Source organism: Kitasatospora sp. NBC_00374, from assembly GCF_041434935.1.
In the GTDB taxonomy this organism is placed as follows: Bacteria; Actinomycetota; Actinomycetes; order Streptomycetales; family Streptomycetaceae; genus Kitasatospora.
Map to the genome: position 1 here is coordinate 4555007 of NZ_CP107964.1, position 21871 is coordinate 4576877.

Annotated in this window: 21 protein-coding genes; 8 read left to right on the top strand and 13 right to left on the bottom strand. The window is 72.8% G+C overall.

Annotated features, from left to right (window positions below):
* Positions 1-49: 49 nt before the first annotated feature.
* The 5 genes from OG871_RS20495 to OG871_RS20515 form a co-directional block, all read right to left on the bottom strand.
* The gene (locus tag OG871_RS20495; RefSeq protein WP_371498415.1) at positions 50-2269 is read right to left on the bottom strand and encodes a FixH family protein; all 2220 of its coding nucleotides are present in this window, start codon (positions 2267-2269) and stop codon (positions 50-52) included.
* Positions 2270-2272: 3 nt separating this feature from the next.
* Positions 2273-2797, bottom strand: a complete 525-nt coding sequence (locus OG871_RS20500; protein ID WP_371498416.1) for a copper chaperone PCu(A)C — start codon at positions 2795-2797, stop codon at positions 2273-2275.
* On the bottom strand, positions 2794-3495 hold the full coding sequence (locus tag OG871_RS20505) for an SCO family protein (protein WP_371498417.1): 702 nt from the start codon (positions 3493-3495) through the stop codon (positions 2794-2796). The genes OG871_RS20500 and OG871_RS20505 overlap by 4 nt, the downstream gene beginning before the upstream one ends.
* A gap of 101 nt (positions 3496-3596) precedes the next feature.
* Positions 3597-4358: a YcnI family protein gene (locus OG871_RS20510; RefSeq protein ID WP_371498418.1), complete on the bottom strand. Its 762-nt coding sequence runs from the start codon at positions 4356-4358 to the stop codon at positions 3597-3599.
* Between the two features lie 164 nt (positions 4359-4522).
* Positions 4523-5383, bottom strand: a complete 861-nt coding sequence (locus tag OG871_RS20515) for a hypothetical protein (RefSeq protein ID WP_371498419.1) — start codon at positions 5381-5383, stop codon at positions 4523-4525.
* A 295-nt stretch (positions 5384-5678) separates the two neighbouring features.
* Here OG871_RS20515 and OG871_RS20520 point away from each other — a divergent pair, with 295 nt between their 5' ends.
* The 3 genes from OG871_RS20520 to OG871_RS20530 all read left to right on the top strand — a co-directional run bounded on the left by OG871_RS20520 (position 5679) and on the right by OG871_RS20530 (position 7969).
* Positions 5679-6326: an ATP-binding protein gene (locus tag OG871_RS20520; protein ID WP_371498420.1), complete on the top strand. Its 648-nt coding sequence runs from the start codon at positions 5679-5681 to the stop codon at positions 6324-6326.
* Positions 6327-6394: 68 nt separating this feature from the next.
* Entirely contained in the window at positions 6395-6628 is a 234-nt protein-coding gene (locus OG871_RS20525; RefSeq protein WP_371498421.1) for a hypothetical protein, read from the top strand.
* Positions 6629-6676: 48 nt separating this feature from the next.
* Positions 6677-7969, top strand: coding sequence for an amidase (locus tag OG871_RS20530; protein WP_371498422.1), 1293 nt, complete (start codon positions 6677-6679; stop codon positions 7967-7969).
* A 136-nt stretch (positions 7970-8105) separates the two neighbouring features.
* Here the strand turns inward: OG871_RS20530 and OG871_RS20535 are convergent, their stop codons facing one another.
* The 3 genes from OG871_RS20535 to OG871_RS20545 form a co-directional block, all read right to left on the bottom strand.
* Entirely contained in the window at positions 8106-8327 is a 222-nt protein-coding gene (locus OG871_RS20535) for a DUF5302 domain-containing protein (RefSeq protein WP_371498423.1), read from the bottom strand.
* A gap of 558 nt (positions 8328-8885) precedes the next feature.
* Positions 8886-9836, bottom strand: a complete 951-nt coding sequence (locus OG871_RS20540; RefSeq protein WP_371498424.1) for a pirin family protein — start codon at positions 9834-9836, stop codon at positions 8886-8888.
* Positions 9837-9993: 157 nt separating this feature from the next.
* Entirely contained in the window at positions 9994-10497 is a 504-nt protein-coding gene (locus OG871_RS20545; RefSeq protein WP_371498425.1) for an SseB family protein, read from the bottom strand.
* A gap of 214 nt (positions 10498-10711) precedes the next feature.
* On the opposite strand from OG871_RS20545, the gene OG871_RS20550 reads away from it, so the two are divergent.
* The gene (locus OG871_RS20550) at positions 10712-12541 is read left to right on the top strand and encodes an acyl-CoA dehydrogenase (RefSeq protein WP_371498426.1); all 1830 of its coding nucleotides are present in this window, start codon (positions 10712-10714) and stop codon (positions 12539-12541) included.
* 305 nt (positions 12542-12846) lie between these two features.
* On the top strand, positions 12847-14151 hold the full coding sequence (locus tag OG871_RS20555) for a M18 family aminopeptidase (protein WP_371498427.1): 1305 nt from the start codon (positions 12847-12849) through the stop codon (positions 14149-14151).
* A gap of 42 nt (positions 14152-14193) precedes the next feature.
* On the opposite strand, the gene OG871_RS20560 is transcribed toward OG871_RS20555, so the two are convergent.
* Positions 14194-16014: an NHL domain-containing thioredoxin family protein gene (locus OG871_RS20560; protein ID WP_371498428.1), complete on the bottom strand. Its 1821-nt coding sequence runs from the start codon at positions 16012-16014 to the stop codon at positions 14194-14196.
* A 133-nt stretch (positions 16015-16147) separates the two neighbouring features.
* Here OG871_RS20560 and OG871_RS20565 point away from each other — a divergent pair, with 133 nt between their 5' ends.
* Positions 16148-16633: an LURP-one-related/scramblase family protein gene (locus tag OG871_RS20565; protein ID WP_371498429.1), complete on the top strand. Its 486-nt coding sequence runs from the start codon at positions 16148-16150 to the stop codon at positions 16631-16633.
* Between the two features lie 7 nt (positions 16634-16640).
* On the opposite strand, the gene OG871_RS20570 is transcribed toward OG871_RS20565, so the two are convergent.
* Together OG871_RS20570 and OG871_RS20575 are read right to left on the bottom strand one after the other, a co-directional pair.
* Complete coding sequence (locus tag OG871_RS20570; RefSeq protein ID WP_371498430.1) at positions 16641-17864, bottom strand: glutathionylspermidine synthase family protein; 1224 nt, start codon at positions 17862-17864, stop codon at positions 16641-16643.
* A 6-nt stretch (positions 17865-17870) separates the two neighbouring features.
* The gene (locus OG871_RS20575; RefSeq protein ID WP_371498431.1) at positions 17871-18182 is read right to left on the bottom strand and encodes a hypothetical protein; all 312 of its coding nucleotides are present in this window, start codon (positions 18180-18182) and stop codon (positions 17871-17873) included.
* Between the two features lie 80 nt (positions 18183-18262).
* Here OG871_RS20575 and OG871_RS20580 point away from each other — a divergent pair, with 80 nt between their 5' ends.
* Entirely contained in the window at positions 18263-18685 is a 423-nt protein-coding gene (locus OG871_RS20580; RefSeq protein ID WP_371498432.1) for a DUF350 domain-containing protein, read from the top strand.
* A gap of 7 nt (positions 18686-18692) precedes the next feature.
* Here the strand turns inward: OG871_RS20580 and OG871_RS20585 are convergent, their stop codons facing one another.
* Entirely contained in the window at positions 18693-19298 is a 606-nt protein-coding gene (locus tag OG871_RS20585; protein ID WP_371498433.1) for a GNAT family N-acetyltransferase, read from the bottom strand.
* Between the two features lie 138 nt (positions 19299-19436).
* Entirely contained in the window at positions 19437-20720 is a 1284-nt protein-coding gene (locus tag OG871_RS20590; RefSeq protein WP_371498434.1) for an adenylosuccinate synthase, read from the bottom strand.
* Between the two features lie 126 nt (positions 20721-20846).
* Here OG871_RS20590 and OG871_RS20595 point away from each other — a divergent pair, with 126 nt between their 5' ends.
* The gene (locus OG871_RS20595) at positions 20847-21668 is read left to right on the top strand and encodes a diacylglycerol kinase (RefSeq protein WP_371498435.1); all 822 of its coding nucleotides are present in this window, start codon (positions 20847-20849) and stop codon (positions 21666-21668) included.
* Positions 21669-21871: the final 203 nt, after the last annotated feature.

Genomic DNA, 21871 nt, shown 5'->3' on the forward strand with positions numbered 1-21871 from the left:
TGGCCGTGAATGCTCACCCGATCGCAAGCGCGCCTCGGCCGGCTCCCGGCTAGCCGATCTTCAGTTGCTGGACCGAGGTCACCTGGTCGATGTCCGAGGACCGTACGGTCACCGAGACCACCCAGTTCCCGGTCAGCGGCAGCTGTGCGGTACCCGACCAGCGGCCGGTGCCCTCGGCCTTCAGCGTCACCGGCAGTGGCCCGAGATCGCGGTCCGGCAGGGTGAAGGCCAGTTCCAGCTCCGGCACCTCGGCCGGCCGGCCGGTGGAGTCGTCGAGCCTGAGCTGGACGGCGTTGCTCCCGGTGGCCGCGGGGTTGATGCTCACCGTCGCCGTGCCCTTCGCGCCCGCCGTGCGCCCGCCGGTGTCGTACGGCAGCTTGAGCTCGACCGTCCGCCCGGGTACGGCACTCGCTCCGGGCGCCGGCGTCTGCGTCGCCCCCTGGGACCGCTCGTTCGCGGCGATGGCCGAGGCGACCCGTCCGGGCGGGGAGTTGGTCAGCATCGTGGTCACCACCAGGACTGCCACCGCGACCACCGACTCCACCAGCACCGACCGCCGCAACCCGGCCCGGGCGGGCGTGCCGTCCTTGGCCCGCCTGGTGGTCGCGGCAGCTCGCGCCGCCCGCTGTCGCGCCAGCTGGGCCCGGCGCACCGCATCGTCGTCGCTGCCCGCGTTTCCGTTGCTGCTGTCGTCGCCGTCACCGTTCGCGTCGCCGTCATTGACGGCGTCGCCGTTGCCGGCGTCAGCCGCCGAGCCGGCCACCGTCGCGTTGCCGTTGGCGACCTGTACGGCCTCGACGGCCTCGACCGCATCGGCCCTCCCGCCCGCCTTGACCGCCTCGCCCGTCTGGCCCGTCTCCGCGGCCTCGGCCGTCGCCGGCACGGCGACCCGAAGCCGGGCGATCCACGAGCGCGAGATCCAGGCGACGCCGACCATCGCGGCAACGCATCCGATCTTGATCAGCAGCAGTCGCCCGTACTCGGTGTCGACCAGCGCCGACCAACTGCCCAGCCCGCGCCAGGACTGGTACAGCCCGGTCAGGGCGAGCACCGTGACGCAGGCGAGGGCCACCTTGGAGAACAGTTCGACGGCGGCGAGCCGCAGGCCGTGGCGCAGCCCGACCAGCAGGGTGGCCAGTCCGCCGAGCCAGAACGCCATCGCCAGCAGGTGCGCGGCGGCCGTCGGGAGCGCGAGCCAGACCTGGATCCCGACCGCGGAGTGGTCCGCGCCGACCCAGGTCGCACAGAGCGCGACGGCGAGCACCAGGCCGGCGAGCCCGAGCCCGAGCCGGGCGTCCCGCTGCGGCCGTTCGGCCGCGCGCAGCTCCAGCCGCCGCAACTCGGCCTCCTCGGGGTCGGCGCCGCCGGCGCCGTTCGCGCCCCCCTCGTCCCCGGAGCCCGCACCGCCGTTCCCGGAGCCCGCTCCCGCGTCCCGGCGCACACCATCCGGCTGCCCGGCCTGGTGGGGCTGTCCCAGCTGCCCCACCAGCAGCGACAGGAACACCCCACCCGCCGCCAGCAGCAGCAGCCGGGCCGCCAGCGCGGTGCCGATCCGCTCGTCGAGGGTGCTGCGGACCAGGGTGAGGTCGAAGGCCTGGGAGAGCCCGGTCCCCCGCTCGTACGGGCCGCGCAGCAGCAGCACCGCCACGGTGGAGACCAGCAGGGCGATCCAGCCCGTCATCAGCAGCCGCTGCACCTGCCGTACGGCGGCGCCGCCGGGCCAGCACAGCAGGACGAACGCGGCGGTGCCGGCCAGCAGGGCGAAGGCCGCGTACGCGACGGTCCTAGCGGTGCCGTAGGCGGCGGCGACCGCGGTGTCCGCCTTCGCCCCCTGGACGGCGGAGGCCGAGACCGAGGTGTCGGAGGGGGCGCCGATCGAGAAGGTGAACGCGCCGCCGACCGGGTGCGAGTCCTCCGAGACCGCTCGCCAGGCGACCGTGTAGGTGCCGTCGGCCAGGCCGGACCTGAGGCCGACCCGGGCGCTGTCGGCCTTGCCGCCGACGTGCGCCGGGTCCCCGGAGTCGACGGCCTTGCCGGCCGGGTCGAGGACCCGCACCGAGTCGGCGGAGAGCGAGACGCCTTCGCTGAAGGTGAGGGTGACGGCGGTCGGCGCGGTCGGCACGACGGCGTTCTGCGCCGGGTCCGTGCCGACCAGCGTGGCGTGCGCGGACGCCGTCCCGGCCCCGCCGATCAGCAGGGCCGCGACCGCGCCGAGGACGGCCACCAGTGACCGCGCCGCGATCCTCTTCCGCAACAGCATCAGCAGCATCCGCTAGCTCCCCGGGCGGTAGGTCAGCGGCTTGACCGGCACCTTGACCGAGATCGTGCCGCTCTTGGCGAAGGTGAGGTCGAGTTCGAGTTCGTCGCCGACCGTGGGCGGCCGCTGCCAGCCCATGATCATCAGGTGGGTGCCGCCCCGGGCGAGCAGGAGCGTGCCGTGGGCGGGCACCGGGAGACTGCCGACCTCCTGCATGGTGGTCTCGGAGGACCGGTGCAGGGTGACGGAGTCGGCGGCGGGGCTGGACACGCTGAGCAGCTGGTCGGCGTCCCCGCCGTCGTTGCGGACGGTCAGGTACCCGGCCCCCATCCCGCCGGCGACGGCGGGCACCGGGATGTACGGGTCGGAGACGACCAGCTTCGCCCCGGGGCCGCCCCTCGCGTCGGCGCCGCCCGCGCCGCCCCCGGCGGCCGCGCCGGCCGTGTCCCCGGAGCCGCAGGCGACCACGATCGCGCCGGCCGCCAGGACGAGGGAGAGCCCCGCGCCGGCCAGCGCGCTGTGGCGGAAGACCCGGCTCACGCGGCGACGCCCTTGGCCAGCAGCGCGAGGTCGTGCGCGTAGGTGTCGAGCGGGGTGTTGCTCATGTAGAGCAGGTGGGCCTTGTCGTCGCTCGGCAGGAAGGCGAGCACCTGGGCGCCGTGCGAGGAGGTGACCGAGCCGTCCGCGTTGACGATCGGGTCCTCGACCAGTACCCCGAGCGTCTTGGCGGCGGCCTTGACCTTGTCCAGGTCACCGGTCAGGCCGATGAAGTCCTTGCCCATCGAGTCGAGCCAGGTGCGCAGCACCGTGGGGTTGTCCCGGGCGGGATCCGTGGAGACGAAGACCACGTTGATCTTCTTGCGGTCCTCGGCGGAGAGCTTCGACATCGCCACGCCGATGTCGCCCATGGTGGTCGGGCAGACGTCCGGGCAGCTGGTGTAGCCGAAGAACAGCAGGGTGGCCCGGCCCGCGGTCTGTGTCCGCAGGTCGAACGGCTGTCCGGCGGTGTCACTGAGGGTCAGGTCGGGCTTGTCGAAGTGCTTCTTGAGCACGCTGCCCTGGTAGGGGGAGTTGCCGCTCTCCTTGTTGATCCTGGCGGCGCCGGCGCCGGCACCGCTCGGGGACGAGGAGCCGCAGGCGGTGAGCGCGAGCGTGCCCGCCAGCGCGACCGCGGCGGCGCCGAGCAGCCGTGACCTCTTCGACGGGCGGGGCTTCGCGATTGACGTCGTACGTGCCATGGGGATGATCCGATCGTGCGGGAGTGTCGCCGGCGGGGGCCGCACCACGGCCCGGGACGGGTGCCCGGGCCGAGCGGCGGTACGGCCCCCGCCGGCCAGGGTCAGGAGGCGGAGCTGCTGTTCTTGCGGCGCAGACCGGCCACGCCCAGGGCCGCGCCGATCACGCCGACGACGATGCCGACCACGCCGAGCGTCCGGGCGGTGGAGTCGTCCGAGGAGGAACTCGCCTGCGCGGCGGACTCGCCGCCCTTGGCCGCGTCACCGCCGTGGTGGTCGCCGGCGGCGGGGGAGGCGCTGGAGCCAGCCGCGGCCTTGGCGGGGGCGGCGGTCAGGGTCAGGCTCGGGGCGGGCTTGGCGGGCTCGGGCTGGCCCTCCTTGGGCTCCTCGATCCAGCGCACCACGTCGCCGTTGTCGTAGGTCTGCAGCGCCTTGAAGGTCAGCTTCTCGGTGTCGGTCGGCAGCGCGCCGAGCGAGACCTTGAAGTCCTGGAACTGGCCGGGCCCGATCTTGGTGCCCTCGTTGGCGGTCCAGGTGATCTTCGAGACGGCCTCGTTGATGTCCTGCCCGTGCGACTTGAGCGGCTTGTCGAGCTTGCTCTTCTCGAGGGTCGCGGTCCAGCCCGGGACGGGCTCGGTGCGGACGGAGGCCATCGGGTGGTCCATCGGCAGGCTGACCTCGAGCTTCACCGTGGCGGCGTTGTCGTTCTCGTTCGGCACCCGGAAGGCGACGGCGGAGTAGCCGCCCTGCTGGGCGTTGCCCGGCTGCACGGTCACGTGCGCGAAGGCGGGACCGGCCATGGCGATGACGGTCGAGGCCGCGACGGCGGCGACGGCGGCGATCCGGCGGGCAGGAAGGGAACGCATCTGGTTGCTCCTTGGGGGAGACGGGCGCACGTGCGGCCGCACCCGGCGGCGGTACGTGGGCACTGGGGCTGTGGCGGTGGACGACTGCCGTACCGCGCTCGGGTACGGCTGTGCGTGGGCGCGCCCGGCCCGCCGCGTCCGAGGACGCCGAGCGGGCTCGCGGGTCAGCGCGCGAAGGCCGCCGCCGGCGGGCCCCGCCGGTGCACGCTGTGCCGCAGCGCCGCGACCCCGGGCAGCCGCCAGTCCTCCGCCGGCCCACCGGGCCGACGGTTCTTCCCCTCGCCCGCCGGCAGGCCCAGCAGCACCGCCGCGACCAGCGCGAACGCGCTGCGCAACGGGTGCGCCCACTCCTGTGCGGCGCTCGCCGTGACCCGGACCAGCCGCCACAGGGCTTCCTCGCCGCGCCGCAGCCACCAGCCGGCCACCAGGGCCGCGGCCAGGTGCCCGACCAGCATCGCCGGACTGATCCCGAGGACTCCGGCCGCGTGCGAGCCGTCCGCGTGCGAGCCCGCGAGGGCGTACGCCCGCGGGTCGAGACCGGCGGCGCTGACCACCTGCTCGGCGGTCCGGCCGGGCGGGACGGCCGAGAGCCCGTTGCCGGGCCGGTCGTCGCAGAGCAGCCGGCCGGCCAGCTCCGGCAGGGTGACCGGGGGACCGTACGGCGGCATGCCCGGCATCGAGGCCATCGAACCGACCGCCGCGCTCACCCCGGCCACGGAACCGGCCGCGTGGAAGAGCAGGTGCAGGCCGAGCTGGCCCACCCCGAGTGCCCCGGCGATCGCGGTCATCGACCGTTCGCGGCCACCGAGCAGGACGGCCACCGCGAGGACCGCGGCGAAGCCGAGCACCAGCGCGGGCAGGACCACCTCGCCGCCGCCGACCAGGGCGTGCCCGGCCGCGGCGATCAGCGTGCACACCAGCGCGAACGGCACCGCGCGGGCCAGCCGCAGATCCCAGGCGGCAGCCGGCACCCCGGTCGGGTGTCCGGCGGCTCCTCGGCGCGGCGCGGCGTGGCTCTCGGTCATGGCCGGGCCATCATCTCACCGCCTGCCACGCGGCCCGAGGGAGGGTCGCGGATCCCCGGAAACCCCCAGCCGGGACCCAGGGTCGGGGCCTGCGGCGGTCGGACCCGGGGATCGGAATGTCATCCGATTGCCCCGTTCGGGCCCGGCGCGCGCGCCGTCCAATGCGCCGCTCGGCACAGAGTCCTACATCAGTCCATCCGCCGGACGGGTGGTCCCGCCCCCGGCGGACGGTTCGGTGCCGGATCGGTCGGAGATACCTAGTTGTATGTGGAGCCGCAGCCAGGAGGGACCTCCCGTGGACATCTGGTGGACTCTGCACCTCAAGCGCGACCCGGCGAGTGTGCCGCTGGCCCGGCGCATCCTGCTCGGCGCGATGGACACCGCGGGCGTGGACCCCCAGATCGCCTACGACCTCGGGGTCGCGCTCACCGAGGCCTGCGCCAACGCGGTCGAGCACGCCGTGACCGGCCGACCCGACGAGGGTTTCCAGGTCACCGCCTCCATCACCGGGGACCGCCTGCGCATCGAGGTGGTCGACTCCGGCCCGGGCCTGCCGCCGATCGCCGCGCCCGTGCTGCCCGCCGTCCCGCCGTTGCGCCGCCCCGCGAGCACGCTCGCCGCGGTCCGCCCCGGCGGCCGGTGCCGCACCCGGCGCGGCCGGGCCTCGCTGCCCGCCCGGATCCTGGCCGGCCGCCGCTCCCGCCCGGCCGACCGCCCCGCCCCGTACGACACCCACGTCCTGCCGGCCGGCCGCCCGGCCCTGGTGCGCACCCCGGATCTCGACGCCCTGCCCGATCTCGCCGCGGAGAGCGGCCGCGGCCTGTTCCTCATCCACGCCCTCACCGACCACGTGCAGCTGCGCAACCATCCGCTGCGCGGGGCGATCGTCAGCTTCGACAAGGTCCTCAAGTGGCAGGACGACGCGCTGCTGCGCGCCTCGTGAGCCCCGTCCCGGGCCGCTCCCGAGCCCAGGAGTTGCCCGCCCGCCGGAGCCCTCGGAGCATGGATCCCATGATTCATCAGATGCGTGCCGAGTACGGTCCGGCGGGTGTTGCGTCGGGCGAGGTGAAGACCTGGCACATCGTGCGGGGGGACACGACCGTGGCGATGTGCGGCCGGGAGCTGGACCCGGGCGCCGAGATCCGTGACGCCAAGCACTGGGTCGAGCACCCGGACCTGCACTGCCACAGCTGCGGGGCGCTGTACCTGCGCGAGGCCCCGTACCTGCCGACCGAGCACGGGTGACGCCGCCCCCGGCCGCTCGGGCCGACGCCGGGCGGGCGGCCTGACGGCATGGAGCCGATGGTCCCGCTGGTGCCGGAGGCCGCCGCGCTGCGCGCGGGGGAGACTTCGCCGGCCGCGCACGTGGAGCGGCTGTGCACCCGGATCGACCGGCTGGACCCGGTGGTCCGGGCGTTCGTGCCCGAGCCCGGGCGGTACCACCGGCTGGCCGGGGCGGCCCGGCTGCTGGAGGCGTCCGGGGCGGCCGGCGCCGCGAACCGCCCGCCGCTGTACGGCGTAGCGGTCGGGATCAAGGACGTCGTGCACGTCGACGGACTGCCCACGCACGCGGGCTCGGCCCTGCCACCCGGCGTGCTCGGCGGCCCGCAGGCCTCCCTGGTCGGCCGCCTGGGGGCGGCCGGTGCGCTGATCGCGGGCAAGACGGTGACCGCCGAGTTCGCCGTCCGCGCGCCCGGCGCGACCCGCAACCCGCACGATCCGGCGCACACGCCCGGCGGATCCAGCAGCGGTTCGGCCGCGGCCGTCGCCGCGGGCCTGGTACCGCTGGCGATCGGCACCCAGACGGTCGGCTCGGTGATCCGCCCGGCGGCCTACTGCGGGGTGGTGGGCTTTCGCCCGACGTACGGACGGATCCCGGTGGACGGGGTGATCGCGCACTCCCCGAGCCTGGACACGGTGGGCGTCTTCACCTCCGATCTGGCGGGGACCCGGCTCGCCGCCGCCGTGCTGTGCGACGGCTGGGCCCCGCAGGATCCCGGGCGTCCACCGGTGTGCGGGGTGCCGGCCGGCGCCTACCTGGACCGGGTGCAGCCGGCCGCCCGCGCGGCGTTCGACGGCACGCTCCGCCGGCTGCGGGCCGACGGGCTGGAGATCCGCCGGATCGAGGTGCTGGCGGACTTCGAGGACCTGGTCCGGCACCTGCAGCTGGTGGACCGCTACGAACTGGCCCAGGTGCACCGTGACCTGTTCGCCCGGTTCGGCGGCCTCTACCGGCCGGAGACGGCCGCCGAGATCCGGCGCGGCCACGAGATCGACGCGGCCGACCACGCGGCGGCCCTGCACGCCAGGGACGCCTTCCGGCGACGGCTGGCCGAACGGACGGCGGCCGAGGGGATCGACCTGTGGCTCGCCCCGGCGGCCACCGGCCCCGCCCCACGCGGCCTGGACAGCACCGGCGACGCGGTGATGTCCCTGCCCTGGAGCTTCGCTGGCGCGCCCGCGGTGACCCTCCCGGCCGGGCGGCTGGACGGCCTTCCCCTGGGGCTCCAGTGCGTGGGACCGGTCGGCGGCGACGAGCGCCTGCTGGCCTTCGCGGCCCTGATCGAGCGGCGCCTGGCGTCCTAGAGGTCCGGCCCGGGGCGGTCAGGGGCGAAGAGGTCCGGGCTCTGGCGGACGAGTGCGTCCTCGAACACCGTCCAGCCCCGGTCGCGGACGAGGAAGGGCGGGCCGCCCGGCGACCCGCCCCTGCTCCGACCGACCGTCAGCCGCCGCTCTTGCGGCGGAAGGTGCGCTTGCCGCCCGCGGCGCTGTGCGCGCCGTGGATCTTCGACTCGCCGCCTGCGCCGCCGGCGCCGCTGCCCGCCTTGCCGCCGTGCTTGCGCTCCAGCGCGGCGAGGAACTTCGCCTTGACGTCGTCCGCCGCCGCGGCGGCCTCGGGCTCCGGGGTCGGCTGCTGCTCGGGTTCGGCTGTTTCGCTGCTCATGCGGGGACCTCCTGGACGGGAGCTGATGTGCAGGCACAGACTGCCACGTCCCGGCCCCGTCCCGCTGCCATCGCGGCGCGGGCGGGCGATCCGCCGGCCCGGGGCGTACCGGCCCGGCCCCGGCCTGTTCCCGACCGGAGACCGGACCAGGTCCTGCCTAGTGCTGCCCGTCGTGGTGCTCGTCGGGGAAGTAGGGCCCGCCGATCATGTAGAGCAGGGCCAGGACGGGGAAGCCGATCGAGGCGATCAGGAGGACGAAGAACTGCCAGACCATCACATTGCTCCAGACTCCCAGCGCGCCGACTCCTCGCGCGAACGGCCTACAGTGTGACGTTATGTCCCGGTTCGGGCGGGTGCCACCGGGGGTGCCGCGCACCCCGCGGAGGGATCGGGGCCGGTCCGGGTGGCCGAGCGGACCGACGTCCGCGGCGGACGGTGGCCCCGGGGCGAGGCCCACGACGACGCCTCCGCCCTCGACGCCCGGGTCCGAACGGGTCGGCGGGCCGACCCCGGGGAGGGGCCGGCCCGCCGGCGGGTGTTCCTGCGAAGGGCGTGCGGTCAGGGGATCGGGTGCCCGAAGGCGCCGGACTGGAAGTCCTCCATCGCCTGCTGCAGCTCGCGGTGGCTGTTCATCACGAACGGTCCGTACCAGGCGACCGGCTCCCGGATCGGCTGCCCGCCCAGGATGATCACGTCCAGGCTGGGGTGTCGGGCGTCCTGCTTGGCGTCGGCCGAGACGGTGACGGTGTCACCGGCGCCGAAGACCGCGGCCTGGCCGGTGTGCACCGGGCGGCCCTCCGCGCCGACCTTCCCGTCGCCGTTGAGCACGTAGACCAGGGCGTTGAAGTCCGGCCGCCAGGGGATGGTGAGCTGCGCGCCGGGGGTGACGGTGGCGTGCATCAGGGTGATCGGGGTGTGGGTGGCCCCCGGGCCCCGGTGGCCGTCCAGCTCGCCGGCGATCAGCCGGAGCACCGCGCCGCCGTCCGGGGTGGAGAGCAGCGTCACGTGCCCGCCGTGGATGTCCTGGTAGCGCGGGCCGGTCATCTTGTCGCTGGCCGGGAGGTTGACCCAGAGCTGGATGCCGTGGAACAGGCCGCCGGACGCCACCAGCGACTCGGGCGGGGTCTCGATGTGCAGGATGCCGGAGCCGGCCGTCATCCACTGGGTGTCGCCGCCGCCGAGGTGGCCGCCGCCGCCGTGCGAGTCCTGGTGGATGAACTCGCCGTCGATCAGGTAGGTGACGGTCTCGAAGCCGCGGTGCGGGTGCCACGGGGTGCCCTTGGGCTCGCCCGCGGCGTACTCCACCTCGCCCATCTGGTCCATCATGATGAACGGGTCGAGGAACTTCTGGTTGACCTTGGCGAACGCCCGGCGGACCGGGAAGCCCTCGCCCTCGAAGCCCTCGGGGGCGGTGACCACCGAGAGGACCGGCCGGGGCACCGCGAGGGTCGGGTCGGGGGTGGCGACGCGCGGGAGGGTCAGCGGGTTGTCGACGGTCACGGCGGGCATGTCGGCCTCCTTCGGGGGTCTGTGGCCTACATCCGCAAGAGTAGTTCAACTCTCAACCAACCGCAAGGTTGAAGTTTCAACCATGCGTCGGGGTCAATGCCCGGGACGAGGGCTGGGTCGGGCTGGGGCGTGAAGGTCTGCGGTGCGGCCGGAGGGCTCAGCCGTACATCCGGCGCATGGTGAAGTCGACCATCTGCTCGACCGCCTTGGCGTCGAACACCATCCGGTGCTCGCCCTCCATGTCCAGCGCGAAGCCGTAGCCGGTGGGCAGCAGGTCGAGCACCTCGGCGCCGCTGACGCTGAAGTGCTTGGACTCCTTGCCGGCGTACCGGCGCAGCTCCTTGACCGAGCTGAACATCGGGATCACCGGCGTCGGGGTGTTGTGCAGGGCGAGGAAGCCCGGCCGGTCGCCGCGGGGGCAGAACACCTTGGAGGTGATGAAGATGGCCTGGAAGTCCTCGACCGGCATCGAGCCCGTGGTGAAGGCCCGGACGGCGTCCGCGAGGGATGGCGGTGAGGGCTCCGGGTAGAGAGACTGCTGGGGGGCGGCCTGCTGGGGGTCGCCGTACGCACCGGAGCCGGGCATGCCGTTCATCCCCTGCTGCATGGTCTGCTGCTGGTAGGGGTCGCCCTGGTATGCGGTCTGCTCATAGCCGTACACAGGGACAGGCTATCGGGCCCGGGGTCCGTGTGCGGCGGCTGATCCGGACAATGCGCAGGGGTCTCGGGTTGTGGGACGTGACCACGTTCATAGTGCTTTCACGTCCGAGGGCTTGAACAAGTTACCAACGGGTAGCATCATGGTGCCTACTGGTGGGTAAGTGGGGCGCTCGTAGCGGCGGACCCCCGGAAGCGACGAACCGGAGAAAACGGCCATGGGTCACTACAAGTCCAACCTGCGGGACGTGGAGTTCAACCTCTTCGAGGTGTTCGGCCGCGACCAGGTGTACGGCACCGGTCCGTTCGCCGACATGGACGTCGACACCGCGAAGAACATCCTCAGCGAGATCTCGCGCCTCGCCGAGAACGACCTCGCCGCGTCCTTCGTCGACGCCGACCGCAACCCGCCGGTCTTCGACCCGGAGACCAGCACCGCGCCGGTGCCGGCCTCCTTCAAGAAGAGCTACCAGACCTTCATGGACGCCGAGTGGTGGCGCCTGGGCATCCCGGAGGCCATCGGCGGCCAGGTCACCCCGTCCTCGCTGGTCTGGGCGTTCGCCGAGCAGATCCTCGGCTCGAACCCGGCGATCTGGATGTACTCCTCCGGTCCGGCCTTCGCCGGCGTCGTCAGCGAGGAGGGCACCGAGGAGCAGCAGCAGGTCGCGCTGCGCATGGTCGAGCGCCAGTGGGGCTCCACCATGGTGCTGACCGAGCCGGACGCGGGCTCCGACGTGGGCGCCGGCCGCACCAAGGCGATCAAGCAGGAGGACGGCTCCTGGCACATCGAGGGTGTGAAGCGCTTCATCACCTCGGGCGAGCACGACATGTCCGAGAACATCATCCACCTGGTGCTGGCCCGCCCCGAGGGCGGCAAGCTCGGCACCAAGGGCCTCGGCCTCTACATCGTGCCGAAGTTCGACTTCGACTGGCAGACCGGTGAGCTCGGCGAGCGCAACGGCGTCTACGCCACCAACGTCGAGCACAAGATGGGTCTCAAGGCCTCCAACACCTGCGAGCTGACCTTCGGCGCCAAGCACCCGGCCAAGGGCTGGCTGCTCGGTGAGACCGTCGACGGCATCCGCCAGATGTTCAAGATCATCGAGTTCGCCCGGATGATGGTCGGCACGAAGGCCATCGCCACCCTCTCCACCGGCTACCTGAACGCGCTGGAGTACGCCAAGGAGCGCGTGCAGGGCGCCGACATCTCCAACTTCCTGGACAAGGCCGCCCCCCGGGTCACCATCACCAACCACCCGGACGTCCGCCGCTCGCTGATGACCCAGAAGGCGTACGCCGAGGGCATGCGCGCGCTGGTCCTGTTCACCGCCTCCACCCAGGACGACGTCCTCGCCGCCCGCCTGCGCGGCGAGCAGGACGAGGCCGCCGAGCGCCTGAACGACCTGCTGCTGCCGATCGTCAAGGGCTACGGCTCGGAGAAGTCCTACGAGCAGCTCGCCCAGTCCCTGCAGACCTTCGGTGGCTCCGGGTACCTGCAGGAGTACCCGATCGAGCAGTACATCCGGGACGCCAAGATCGACACCCTCTACGAGGGCACCACCGCGATCCAGGGCCTGGACTTCTTCTTCCGCAAGATCGTCAAGGACGGCGGCCAGGCGCTGACCGCGGTCTCCGAGCAGATCCAGAAGTTCCTCGGCGCGGCCGAGGGCGGCGACGCCCTGGCCACCGAGCGCGAGCTGCTCGCCAAGGCCGCCGGCGACCTGGAGGCGATCGTCGGCAAGCTGCTGGCCGACCTCTCCTCGGTCGAGCAGGACGTCAAGAACATGTACAAGGTCGGCCTCAACACCACCCGCCTGCTGATGGTCTCCGGCGACGTCGTGGTCGGCTGGCTGCTGCTGCGTCAGGCCTCCGTGGCGCTGGCGAAGCTGGCGGCGGGCGCCTCCGAGAAGGACGTCCCGTTCTACCAGGGCAAGGTCGCCGCGGCGCGCTTCTTCGCCCGCAACATCCTGCCCACCATCACCCCGCAGCGCCTGATCGCCGAGGGTGTCGACAACGAGATCATGGACCTCGCGGAGGAGGCCTTCTAGGCCTCGCCGTTCCGACCGCCTGACCCACCCTCACACCGCGGGGCCCGGTACACCACCGGGCCCCGCGGTGTTCCGTCCGCCGGTCGCCGTCGGGGGCGCCCGGGGTCGCCGAGGCCGCCCCGAAGGGCCCGCCGGAAGCCGATCCGCGGGTGTCGGGGCCGAGGCCGATGTCGCAGCTGGGCATCAATGCTCACCGTTGTGTCACCGTTCTTGAGTTCACGGTGTCATGTCCGTGTACGGGCATATGCTCAGGTGCGGAGCCGGTCCCCCATCCGGCGTCCGAACTCCCTCAACTCAGGAGCAACATGTCGACCGCTGCCCGCCCGGCCTACTTCGACCGGACGCACACCGACGACCTGATCGCCTACCTCGCCACCTCGCCCTCCCCCTTCCACGCGGTGGCGAGCGCCGCGGAGCGGCTGGAGAAGGTCGGGTTCCGGCGGATCTCCGAGACCGACGCGTGGGACGGGGCGACCGGGGGCCGGTACGTGATCCGCGGCGGCGCGCTGATCGCCTGGTACATCCCCGAGGGGGTCGGCCCGCAGACACCGTTCCGGGTCGTCGGTTCGCACACCGACTCGCCCAACCTGCGGGTCAAGCCGGTGCCGGACACCGGGTCGGCAGGCTGGCGGCAGGTGGCCGTGGAGATCTACGGCGGCGTGCCGCTGAACACCTGGCTCGACCGCGACCTCGGCCTCTCCGGCCGGCTGGCGCTGCGCGACGGCACCACCCGGCTGGTGCAGATCGACGAGCCGCTGCTGCGCGTCCCGCAGCTCGCCATCCACCTCGACCGCCAGGTCAACGACGGGCTCAAGCTCGACAAGCAGCGTCACCTCACGCCGATCTGGGGAATCGGCGACGTGACCGAGGGGCTGCTGATGGAGTTCGTCGCGGAGCGGGCGGGGGTGCCGGCCGGCGACATCGCCGGGTGGGACCTGATGACGCACGACGTCCAGCCGCCCTCCTACCTCGGGCGCAACCGCGAGATGCTGGCCGGGCCGCGGCTGGACAACCTGCTCTCCGTGCACGCCTCCACCGCCGCGCTGGCCGCGGTGGTGGCCGACGGCGGCGGCAAGCTGCCCTACATCCCGGTGATCGCCGCCTTCGACCACGAGGAGACCGGCAGCGAGTCCGACACCGGAGCGCAGGGCCCGCTCCTGGGCAACGTCCTGGAGCGTACGGTCCACGCGCGCGGAGGCACCTCCGAGGACCGGGCCCGCGCCCTGGCCGGCACCATCTGCCTCTCCTCGGACATGGGCCACGCGGTGCACCCCAACTACAGCGAGCGCCACGAGCCGGGCCACCACCCGATGCCGAACGGCGGCCCGATCCTCAAGGTCAACGTCAACAACCGCTACGCCACCGACGGCATCGGCCGCGCGGTCTTCGCCGCCGCCTGCGAGAAGGCCGGCGTGCCGTGGCAGACCTTCGTCTCCAACAACGCCATGCCCTGCGGCACCACGATCGGCCCGATCACGGCGGCCCGACTCGGCATCACCACGGTGGACTGCGGCATCGCCGCGCTGTCCATGCACTCCGCCCGCGAGCTGTGCGGGGCGAACGACCCGTACCTGCTGGCCGGCGCGATCAAGGCGTTCCTGGAGGGCTGACGGCCCGTCGGGGCCCCGGGCGGGGCCCCGACCGACGCGGCGTCACTCCATTCCGGCCAGCACCAGCGGCAGCCGGTCGGCCCCACCCGGCGTCAACTTCACCGGTACGCCCCAGTCCTGCTGGTGCACATGGCAGGCCGGGTACTCGATCGCCGGGTCGTCGTCGCAGGACGCCGCCATCGCCGAGACGTGCAGCACCCCCTCGGTGACCTCGGCGGAGAGCTCCAGCTCACGGGAGAGCGCACTGTCCGCCCCCGCGCCGGAGACCAGCAGTTCGGGCGGGGTGGAGCTGACCAGCAGCCGGGTCGACGGCCCGTAGCGCTCGTCCAGCTTCTGGCCGCTCGGGGCGGAGAACACCACGTCCAGCAGCAGCCGGCCCGGGGCGACCTCGGTGGCCGCCCGCCGGGTGCGGTGCGCCACCGACTCGACCCGCACGGCCTCCTCGGGCAGCCGCAGCCTGGTCAGCCGGTGCCGAGCGGACTCCACCACCACGATGTCGCCGTCCACCACCACCGCGCCGGAGGGCTCGCGCAGGTCGGTGGCCAGGGTGGTCACCTCGCCGGTCACGGGGTCGAAGCGGCGCAGCGCGTGGTTGTAGGTGTCCGAGATCGCCACCGAACCGTCGGGGAGCACCGTGACGCCCAGCGGGTGCTGCAGCAGCGCCTGCTCGGCCGCGCCGTCGCGGTGGCCGAAGTCGAACAGGCCGGTGCCGACGGCGGTGTGCACCGTGAGCGTTTCACGTGAAACCCAGCGCACCGCGGAGGTCTCGGAGTCGGCGACCCAGAGCCGCTCGCCGTCCGGCGAGACGGCCAGTCCGGACGGCTGGGCGAACCAGGCCTCGCCCGCGGGGCCGTCCACCAGGCCCTCGTTGGTGGTGCCGGCGGTGACGCCGATGGTGCCGCCGGCCGGGTCGAAGGCCCAGAGCTGGTGCACGCCGGCCATCGCGATCCACACCCGGCCGTCGAACCAGGCGACGTCCCACGGCGAGGAGAGGTCCACCTCGCGGGCCGGGCCCTCGGTGGCGGAGCCCTGCCACCACTGCCGGCCGGTGCCGGCCAGGGTGGTCACCGAGCCGTCGGCCAGCCGGACACCGCGCAGCGCGTGGTTGACGGTGTCGGCGACCACGACGTCGTAGCCGAGGTCGAGGCCGGCCGGCACCAGCGCCAGGCCCTGCGGCTCGCTGAACCGCGGCGCGTCGCCGTCCACCAGCCCGCGCTCCCCGTCGCCGATCCGGCGCAGCACGCTCTCGCCGTCCTCGGCCAGCTCGACCAGCGAGTGGTGGCCGGAGTCGGCCACCAGGTAGTGGCCGTCGGGCAGCCGGACGGCCTTGCCCGGAAAGCGCAGGTCGCCCGCCTCGGGCTCGGCCGGGACGTAGGGGCTGTCGCCGCGGCGCAGGGTGCCCTTGGCCGCGTGCTCCGCCTCCAGCTCCTCGACCAGCCGGGCGATCGCGTGCGCGTGCCCCTCACCGGCGTGCTGGGCGACCACGTACCCCTCGGGGTCGATCACCACCAGGGTCGGCCAGGCCCGCACGGCGTACTGCTTCCAGGTGACCAGCTCCGGATCGTCCAGCACCGGGTGGTGCACCTCGTACCGGGCGGTGGCGTCGACGACGGCCTGGTGGTCCGCCTCGTGGACGAACTTGGGCGAGTGGACACCGACGATCACCACGGTGTCGCGGTGCTTCTCCTCCAGCTCCCGGAGTTCGTCCAGGACGTGCAGGCAGTTGATGCAGCAGAACGTCCAGAAGTCCAGTACGACGATCTTGCCGCGGAAGTCCGCCAGCGACAGGTCCTTGCCGCCGGTGTTCAGCCATCCGCCCTTGCCCACCAGCTCGGGGGCGCGTACGCGTGCTCGATAAGCCATGCCCCAATCAAACCCCACCGCGGGCACCGGCATTCCGGACGGTGGCCGGGCCGCGGGTCTACGCTGGCGGCGGCCGCCGGGGTGTCCGGGCGGTCGGACCGGGCAGTGACGGCGACGACAGGCGGGTTGCGGGATGAAGTACGTGGTCAGGGAACGGCTGTTCGCGGTGGGCGACGACTACTGGATCGAGAGCGAGGACGGCGAGAAGGCGTTCCTGGTCGACGGCAAGGTGCTGCGGCTGCGGGACACCTTCGAGCTGAAGGACGCGGCTGGGCAGGTGGTCGCCGTGATCAAGGAGAAGGTGATCACGGTCCGGGACGCCATGAAGATCGAGAACGCCGACGGGGACGTGGTCGCCACCGTCCGCAAGAAGCTCTTCACCCCCTTCCGCGACAAGTACCACGTGGAGTTCGAGGACGGCCGCGAGTGGGAGATCCACGGCGACCTCATCGACAAGGACTTCCGGGTCGAGCAGGACGGCGACGAGATCGCCGAGGTGTCCCGCAAGTGGTTCCGGATCCGCGACACCTACGGGGTCAGCGTCGCGGACGGCGCCGACGCCGGCCTGGTGCTGGCGGTGGCGGTCTGCGTCGACCAGCTGGTCTCGCACAACGACTGAGCCGCGTTCAGCGGATGACGTGCGGGAGGAAGCGGGCACCCTGGTGGGTGATCGGGCTGTCGTCCGTCTCGCGGATGCCGAGCCCGGCGGCCTCGCCGTCGACCACCCAGGTGCCGAGCACCGGGCGGTTGCCGTCGAAGTCGGGCAGCGGGTGCAGCTGCTGGTAGCAGTGCCCCTCGGCGCCGTACCGGTCCGGGTCGCCGGCCCAGTCCGCCAGGCGGGTCTGCGATCCGTCGGGCCCGACGATCCGGACGCCCGCTCCCTCCCGGCCGAGCAGCGGCTTGGCCGCGTACCCGGTGGTGCCGGCCAGCTCGCGCGGCCCGTCCAGGTACGCGGGAAGCAGGTTGGGATGGCCCGGGTTGAGTTCCCACAGGACGGCCAGCAGGGCCTTGTTGGAGAGCAGCATCTTCCAGGCCGGCTCGATCCACAGGGTCGAGCCGGTGGCGCCGCCGAGGTCGACCCCGTCCAGCAGCTGCCGGCCGAACTCGTCCTCGACCAGCCACTCCCACGGGTAGAGCTTGAAGACCGAGCGGATGAAACGCTGCTCCAGGTCGACGAAGCGGCCGGTCAGCCCGTCCCAGCCGATGTCCTCCATGGCGATCGACGCCGTCGCCAGCCCGGCCTGCTCGGCGGTCTCCTGCAGGTAGAGGGTGGTCATCCAGTCCTCGCCCTCGGTGTCGCCGCGCGAGTGCGCGAAGTGCACCGGGCCGGGCGGCAGCAGGTGCCTCTGCCGGGCCCAGGAGGCGACCAGCCGCTCGTGCAGCGAGTTCCACTGGTCGGCGCCGGGGAAGCGCTCCTCCATCCAGAACCACTGCGGGCTCGCCGCCTCGATCAGCGAGGTCGGGGTGTCCGCGTTGTACTCGAACAGCTTGGCCGGCCCGACACCGTCGTACGCGAGGTCGAACCGCCCGTAGACCGCGGGCTGCTCCGCCCTGCGCCGCCAGGACTCCGCGACCACCTCCGCCAGTCGCGGGTCGGTGATCCCGTAGTCGGCGAAGCGCCCGGTGCGCACCACGTGGTCGGCGGCGGCCAGGCTCAGCTCGTGCAGCTCCTCGACCACCTCCTCCAGCGCCTCGACCTCGGGCAGGGAGAACTCGTAGTACGCGCTCTCGTCCCAGTAGGCGTGCGGTCCGCCCTGGTTGCAGGGGTCCTCGCAGACCGCGTAGATCAGGCCCTGGCCCTCGACGGTGGCCTGCCAGCCGGGGCGCGGTTCGACGGTGTGCCGGCGCACCGCCGCTCAGCCCCCGCCCGAGCCGGAGCTGCCGCCGCTCGGGCAGCCGGAGCCGCCGCGCCTGGTGGCGGCCTGTTCGAAGGTGCCGCCGGCTGCGGTCAGCGAGCCGGAACCGCAGTAGTACCAGCGGCCGGCCGAGCGGCTGTCGCCGCAGGAGTGGTCGTCCAGCACCTTGAGGGTCCCGGGGTCGACCCAGCGGCGCGGCGGGCTGTCGCCGCCCGCGCAGCCGGTCAGGGCCAGTGCGAGGGTGCCGACCATGCCCAGGGCCACGGCGCCGGAGCGGCGGCGGGAGGCCGGTTCGGTGGGGTGCTGGGTCATGCGGGGATGGTACTCGGCGGCCTCCGGGCGGCTGCCATGGGATATCTTTTGCCGATCCTTGACTCGATGGGGGACCTGCCATGAACGACATCGTCAACGGCCTGAGACACGCCGCCGTGTTCGGCGCGGTCGGCATCGGCCTGCTGCTGCTCGGCGTCGGCCTGGTCGACCTGCTGACCCCGGGCAAGCTCGGCCGGCAGATCTGGCAGGAGCGCAACCGCAACGCGGCCCTGGTGCTCAGCTCGGCGCTGCTCGGGATCGGCGGCATCGTCTTCACCGCGATCCTCTACACCTACGACGAGTTCGGGAAGGGCCTGGCCTCGACCGCGCTGTTCGGCCTGCTCGGGCTGGTGCTGATGGCCGTCGCGTTCTGGCTGGTCGACCTGCTCACCCCCGGCAAGCTGGGCGCGATCCTGGTCGACCCGGAGCCGCACCCGGCGGTGTGGGTCACCGCCGCGTGCAACATCTCGGTCGCCGCGATCGTCGCCGCCTCGATCGCCTGACCCCGGTTCAGCCGGCCGTGTGGCCCGCTGCCAGACGCCCGCTCAGCCGGGCCCTGGCGGCGGGCCACTCGTCGCTCAGCATCGAGAACCAGACGCTGTCCCGCCAGCTCCCGTCCGGTCGCCGCCTGGCCCGCCGGAAGGTGCCCTCGTAGCTGGCGCCGAGCCGCCGGATGGCGTTCTGCGAGCGCTCGTTGAGGTGGTCGGTCTTCCAGCAGACCCGGCCCACGCCGAGCTCCTCGAACGCGTGCCGGAGCAGCAGCAGCTTGGACTCGGTGTTGACCGCGCTGCGCCACACCGAGCGGCCGTACCAGGTGCCGCCGATCTCCAGCAGCTCGTCCTCCGCGCTGAAGTCGAAGTAGCAGGTCACGCCGACCGCGCGGCCGGTGGCGAGCTGGATCACCGCGAACGGCAGGCAGTTCGGGTCGGCGATCCGGTCGTCGTTGACCCGGCGCAGCTCCTGCTCGGTCCGCGGGACCGGCACGGGAATCCACCGCCAGACCTCCTCGTCGCCGCCGGCCGCCGCGAACAGGTCGGGCGCGTGGGCGGGGGTGAGCGGCTCCAGCCGGACGTGGGCGCCGGTGAGGGTGATGGGAACGGGCGTCTTCGCGGTCATGTGCCAGAAGCTAGCCCGACTTTGAACTAGATGCAATATAGTTATGAACTAGTGCAATTGCGGCGGCGGGAAAGCCCGAAGGCCCCGCACCGGAGTGCGGGGCCTTCGAGTGGCCGGTGGACGCGCGGGCGTCGCCGGTCAGATGAACGAGTTGATCTGGATCGTCTCGGTCCGGCCGGGGCCGACGCCGATCGCGGAGATCGGGGCGCCCGACATCTCCTCCAGCGCCTTCACGTAGGCCTGCGCGTTCTTCGGCAGGTCCGCGAAGGTCTGGGCCTTGCTGATGTCCTCGGTCCAGCCCGGCAGCGTCTCGTAGACCGGCTTGGCGTGGTGGAAGTCGGACTGGTTGTACGGCAGCTCCTCGACGCGCTTTCCGTCGATCTCGTACGCGACGCAGACCGGGATCTGCTCCCAGCCGGTGAGGACGTCGAGCTTGGTGAGGAAGAAGTCGGTCAGGCCGTTGACCCGGGTCGCGTAGCGGGCGATCACGGCGTCGAACCAGCCGCAGCGGCGGTCGCGGCCGGTGGTGACACCGCGCTCGCCGCCGATCCGGCGCAGCGCGTCGCCGTCGGCGTCCAGCAGCTCGGTCGGGAACGGGCCCGAGCCGACGCGGGTGGTGTACGCCTTGAGGATGCCGATGACCCGGTCGATCTTGGTCGGGCCGATGCCCGCGCCGGTGCAGGCGCCGCCGGCAGTCGGGTTGGACGAGGTCACGAAGGGGTACGTGCCGTGGTCGACGTCCAGCAGGGTGCCCTGGCCGCCCTCCAGCAGGACGACCTTGTTCGCCTTCAGCGCCTCGTCCAGCACCAGCGTGGTGTCGGCGAGGAAGGGGCGGATCTTGTCGGCGTAGCCGAGGTACTCCTCGACCACCAGCTCGGCCGGGATGGCGCGGCGGTTGTAGAGCTTGACCAGCAGCTGGTTCTTGTCGTGCAGCGCCGCCTCGACCTTCTGGCGAAGGATCGATTCGTCGAAGAGGTCCTGGACCCGGATGCCGACGCGGTTGATCTTGTCCGCGTAGGTCGGGCCGATGCCGCGGCCGGTGGTGCCGATCCGGCGCTTGCCGAGGAAGCGCTCGGTGACCTTGTCCAGGGTGCGGTGGTACGGGGTGATCAGGTGGGCGTTGCCCGAGATCAGCAGCTTCGAGGTGTCGATGCCCCGCTCGTTCAGCCCGCTGAGCTCCGAGAGCAGCACGCCCGGGTCGATGACGACGCCGTTGCCGATCACCGGGACCACATTCGAGCTGAGGATGCCGGAAGGCAGCAGGTGCAGTGCATACTTCTGGTCGCCGATGACCACCGTGTGGCCGGCGTTGTTGCCGCCCTGGTAACGAACGACGTAGTCGACGGAGCCACCGAGGAGGTCGGTCGCCTTCCCCTTGCCCTCGTCCCCCCACTGGGCGCCAACGAGCACGAGTGCCGGCACAGGCGTACACCCCTTCCGGTTGGGGCATCCTGCGTAGGCCGCAGTCTGACCCGAGATAGACGAAGCCCCTGGCGCAATAGCGCAAGGGGCTCTTGCACCGAGAGATTACCTGAGGAAGGACCGGTCGTGTCGTCCCTGTCCACGCCCGCATCCCACCCCGCGGACCGCGGCGGCCCCGGCCCGCTGCTGGTCCTCCTCGACCCGGCGGCCAGGCAGACCGACGGCGAGTCGGTTCGGATCGCCAAGGACGTGCTGTGCGGCGGCGCGGACGTCAAGGTGGCGCTGCCCGAGAGCCCGTCCGAACTTGACCGGGTGCTGTCGCACCGGGGCCGCCGTCGACCGGTCGTGATCGGATCCGATCTGGCGCTCCAGCGGGTGCTGCAGGCCCTGCACCGCCAGCGCGAGTTGGGTGCCGACCCGATCGGGGCGGTCCCGGTGGGCCGGCCTGCGGCCACCGGGGCGCTGCGGGCGCTGGGCGTCCCGGTGGAGCCGGTCGCGGCGGCCCGGGTGGTGCTGGGCGGCACCCCGCGCAAACTGGACCTGGTGGTGGACGACGGTGGCGGGGTGGTGCTCGCCGAGGTGCGGATCGCGCCACCGCACCTGGGGGACTCGCTGGGCCGGCCGCGCGGCCTGCGTTCGCTATGGGCGAAATTCGCTGCGGCCGAGCAGGCGAAGGCGCCGGGGGCCGAACTGAGGGTCGAGGCGGACGGCCGGCTGCTGGCCGACCTCCACCAGCCGGTCCGGCTGCTCCGGGTGGTGCCGGTGGACGGGGTCCTGGAGCTGACCCTCGACCTGGGGGGCGCCGTGCAGCGGCACCGGGTGGCCGCGTTGCGGGTGGCGGGCCGGCATTTCGGCTACGAGGCGGACGGCGCACGGGTCGGGCCGGTCCGAGCGCGCACCTGGACGGTGCACGCCGGGGCGTGGGAACTGATGCTTCCCGCCGGGTGAGCAGCATCACGTCAGGGGGTGCGACACGACGGCGCGTCAGCTTTCCGATCCGCGCGCCGGGCGCGTGTGACAAGGGCGTGCGCCGCTTCAACGAATTGTCAGTCGAGAAATGCGCCGGCGTGTAAGGGGTTTTGTCTACGCGCGTCGCCATTCGATCGGCCAATAACCGGGGGCTCCCCTGTTCGGGAAGGCGTACGGAACTG

Bases quoted from the DNA above. Each gene is read 5' to 3' on its own strand.
- OG871_RS20495 (WP_371498415.1), bottom strand. From the start codon at position 2,269: ATGCTGCTGATGCTGTTGCGGAAGAGGATCGCGGCGCGGTCACTGGTG.
- OG871_RS20505 (WP_371498417.1), bottom strand. From the start codon at position 3,495: ATGGCACGTACGACGTCAATCGCGAAGCCCCGCCCGTCGAAGAGGTCA.
- OG871_RS20510 (WP_371498418.1), bottom strand. From the start codon at position 4,358: ATGCGTTCCCTTCCTGCCCGCCGGATCGCCGCCGTCGCCGCCGTCGCG.
- OG871_RS20515 (WP_371498419.1), bottom strand. From the start codon at position 5,383: ATGACCGAGAGCCACGCCGCGCCGCGCCGAGGAGCCGCCGGACACCCG.
- OG871_RS20525 (WP_371498421.1), top strand. From the start codon at position 6,395: ATGATTCATCAGATGCGTGCCGAGTACGGTCCGGCGGGTGTTGCGTCG.
- OG871_RS20530 (WP_371498422.1), top strand. From the start codon at position 6,677: ATGGAGCCGATGGTCCCGCTGGTGCCGGAGGCCGCCGCGCTGCGCGCG.
- OG871_RS20535 (WP_371498423.1), bottom strand. From the start codon at position 8,327: ATGAGCAGCGAAACAGCCGAACCCGAGCAGCAGCCGACCCCGGAGCCC.
- OG871_RS20540 (WP_371498424.1), bottom strand. From the start codon at position 9,836: ATGCCCGCCGTGACCGTCGACAACCCGCTGACCCTCCCGCGCGTCGCC.
- OG871_RS20550 (WP_371498426.1), top strand. From the start codon at position 10,712: ATGGGTCACTACAAGTCCAACCTGCGGGACGTGGAGTTCAACCTCTTC.
- OG871_RS20555 (WP_371498427.1), top strand. From the start codon at position 12,847: ATGTCGACCGCTGCCCGCCCGGCCTACTTCGACCGGACGCACACCGAC.
- OG871_RS20560 (WP_371498428.1), bottom strand. From the start codon at position 16,014: ATGGCTTATCGAGCACGCGTACGCGCCCCCGAGCTGGTGGGCAAGGGC.
- OG871_RS20565 (WP_371498429.1), top strand. From the start codon at position 16,148: ATGAAGTACGTGGTCAGGGAACGGCTGTTCGCGGTGGGCGACGACTAC.
- OG871_RS20575 (WP_371498431.1), bottom strand. From the start codon at position 18,182: ATGACCCAGCACCCCACCGAACCGGCCTCCCGCCGCCGCTCCGGCGCC.
- OG871_RS20580 (WP_371498432.1), top strand. From the start codon at position 18,263: ATGAACGACATCGTCAACGGCCTGAGACACGCCGCCGTGTTCGGCGCG.
- OG871_RS20585 (WP_371498433.1), bottom strand. From the start codon at position 19,298: ATGACCGCGAAGACGCCCGTTCCCATCACCCTCACCGGCGCCCACGTC.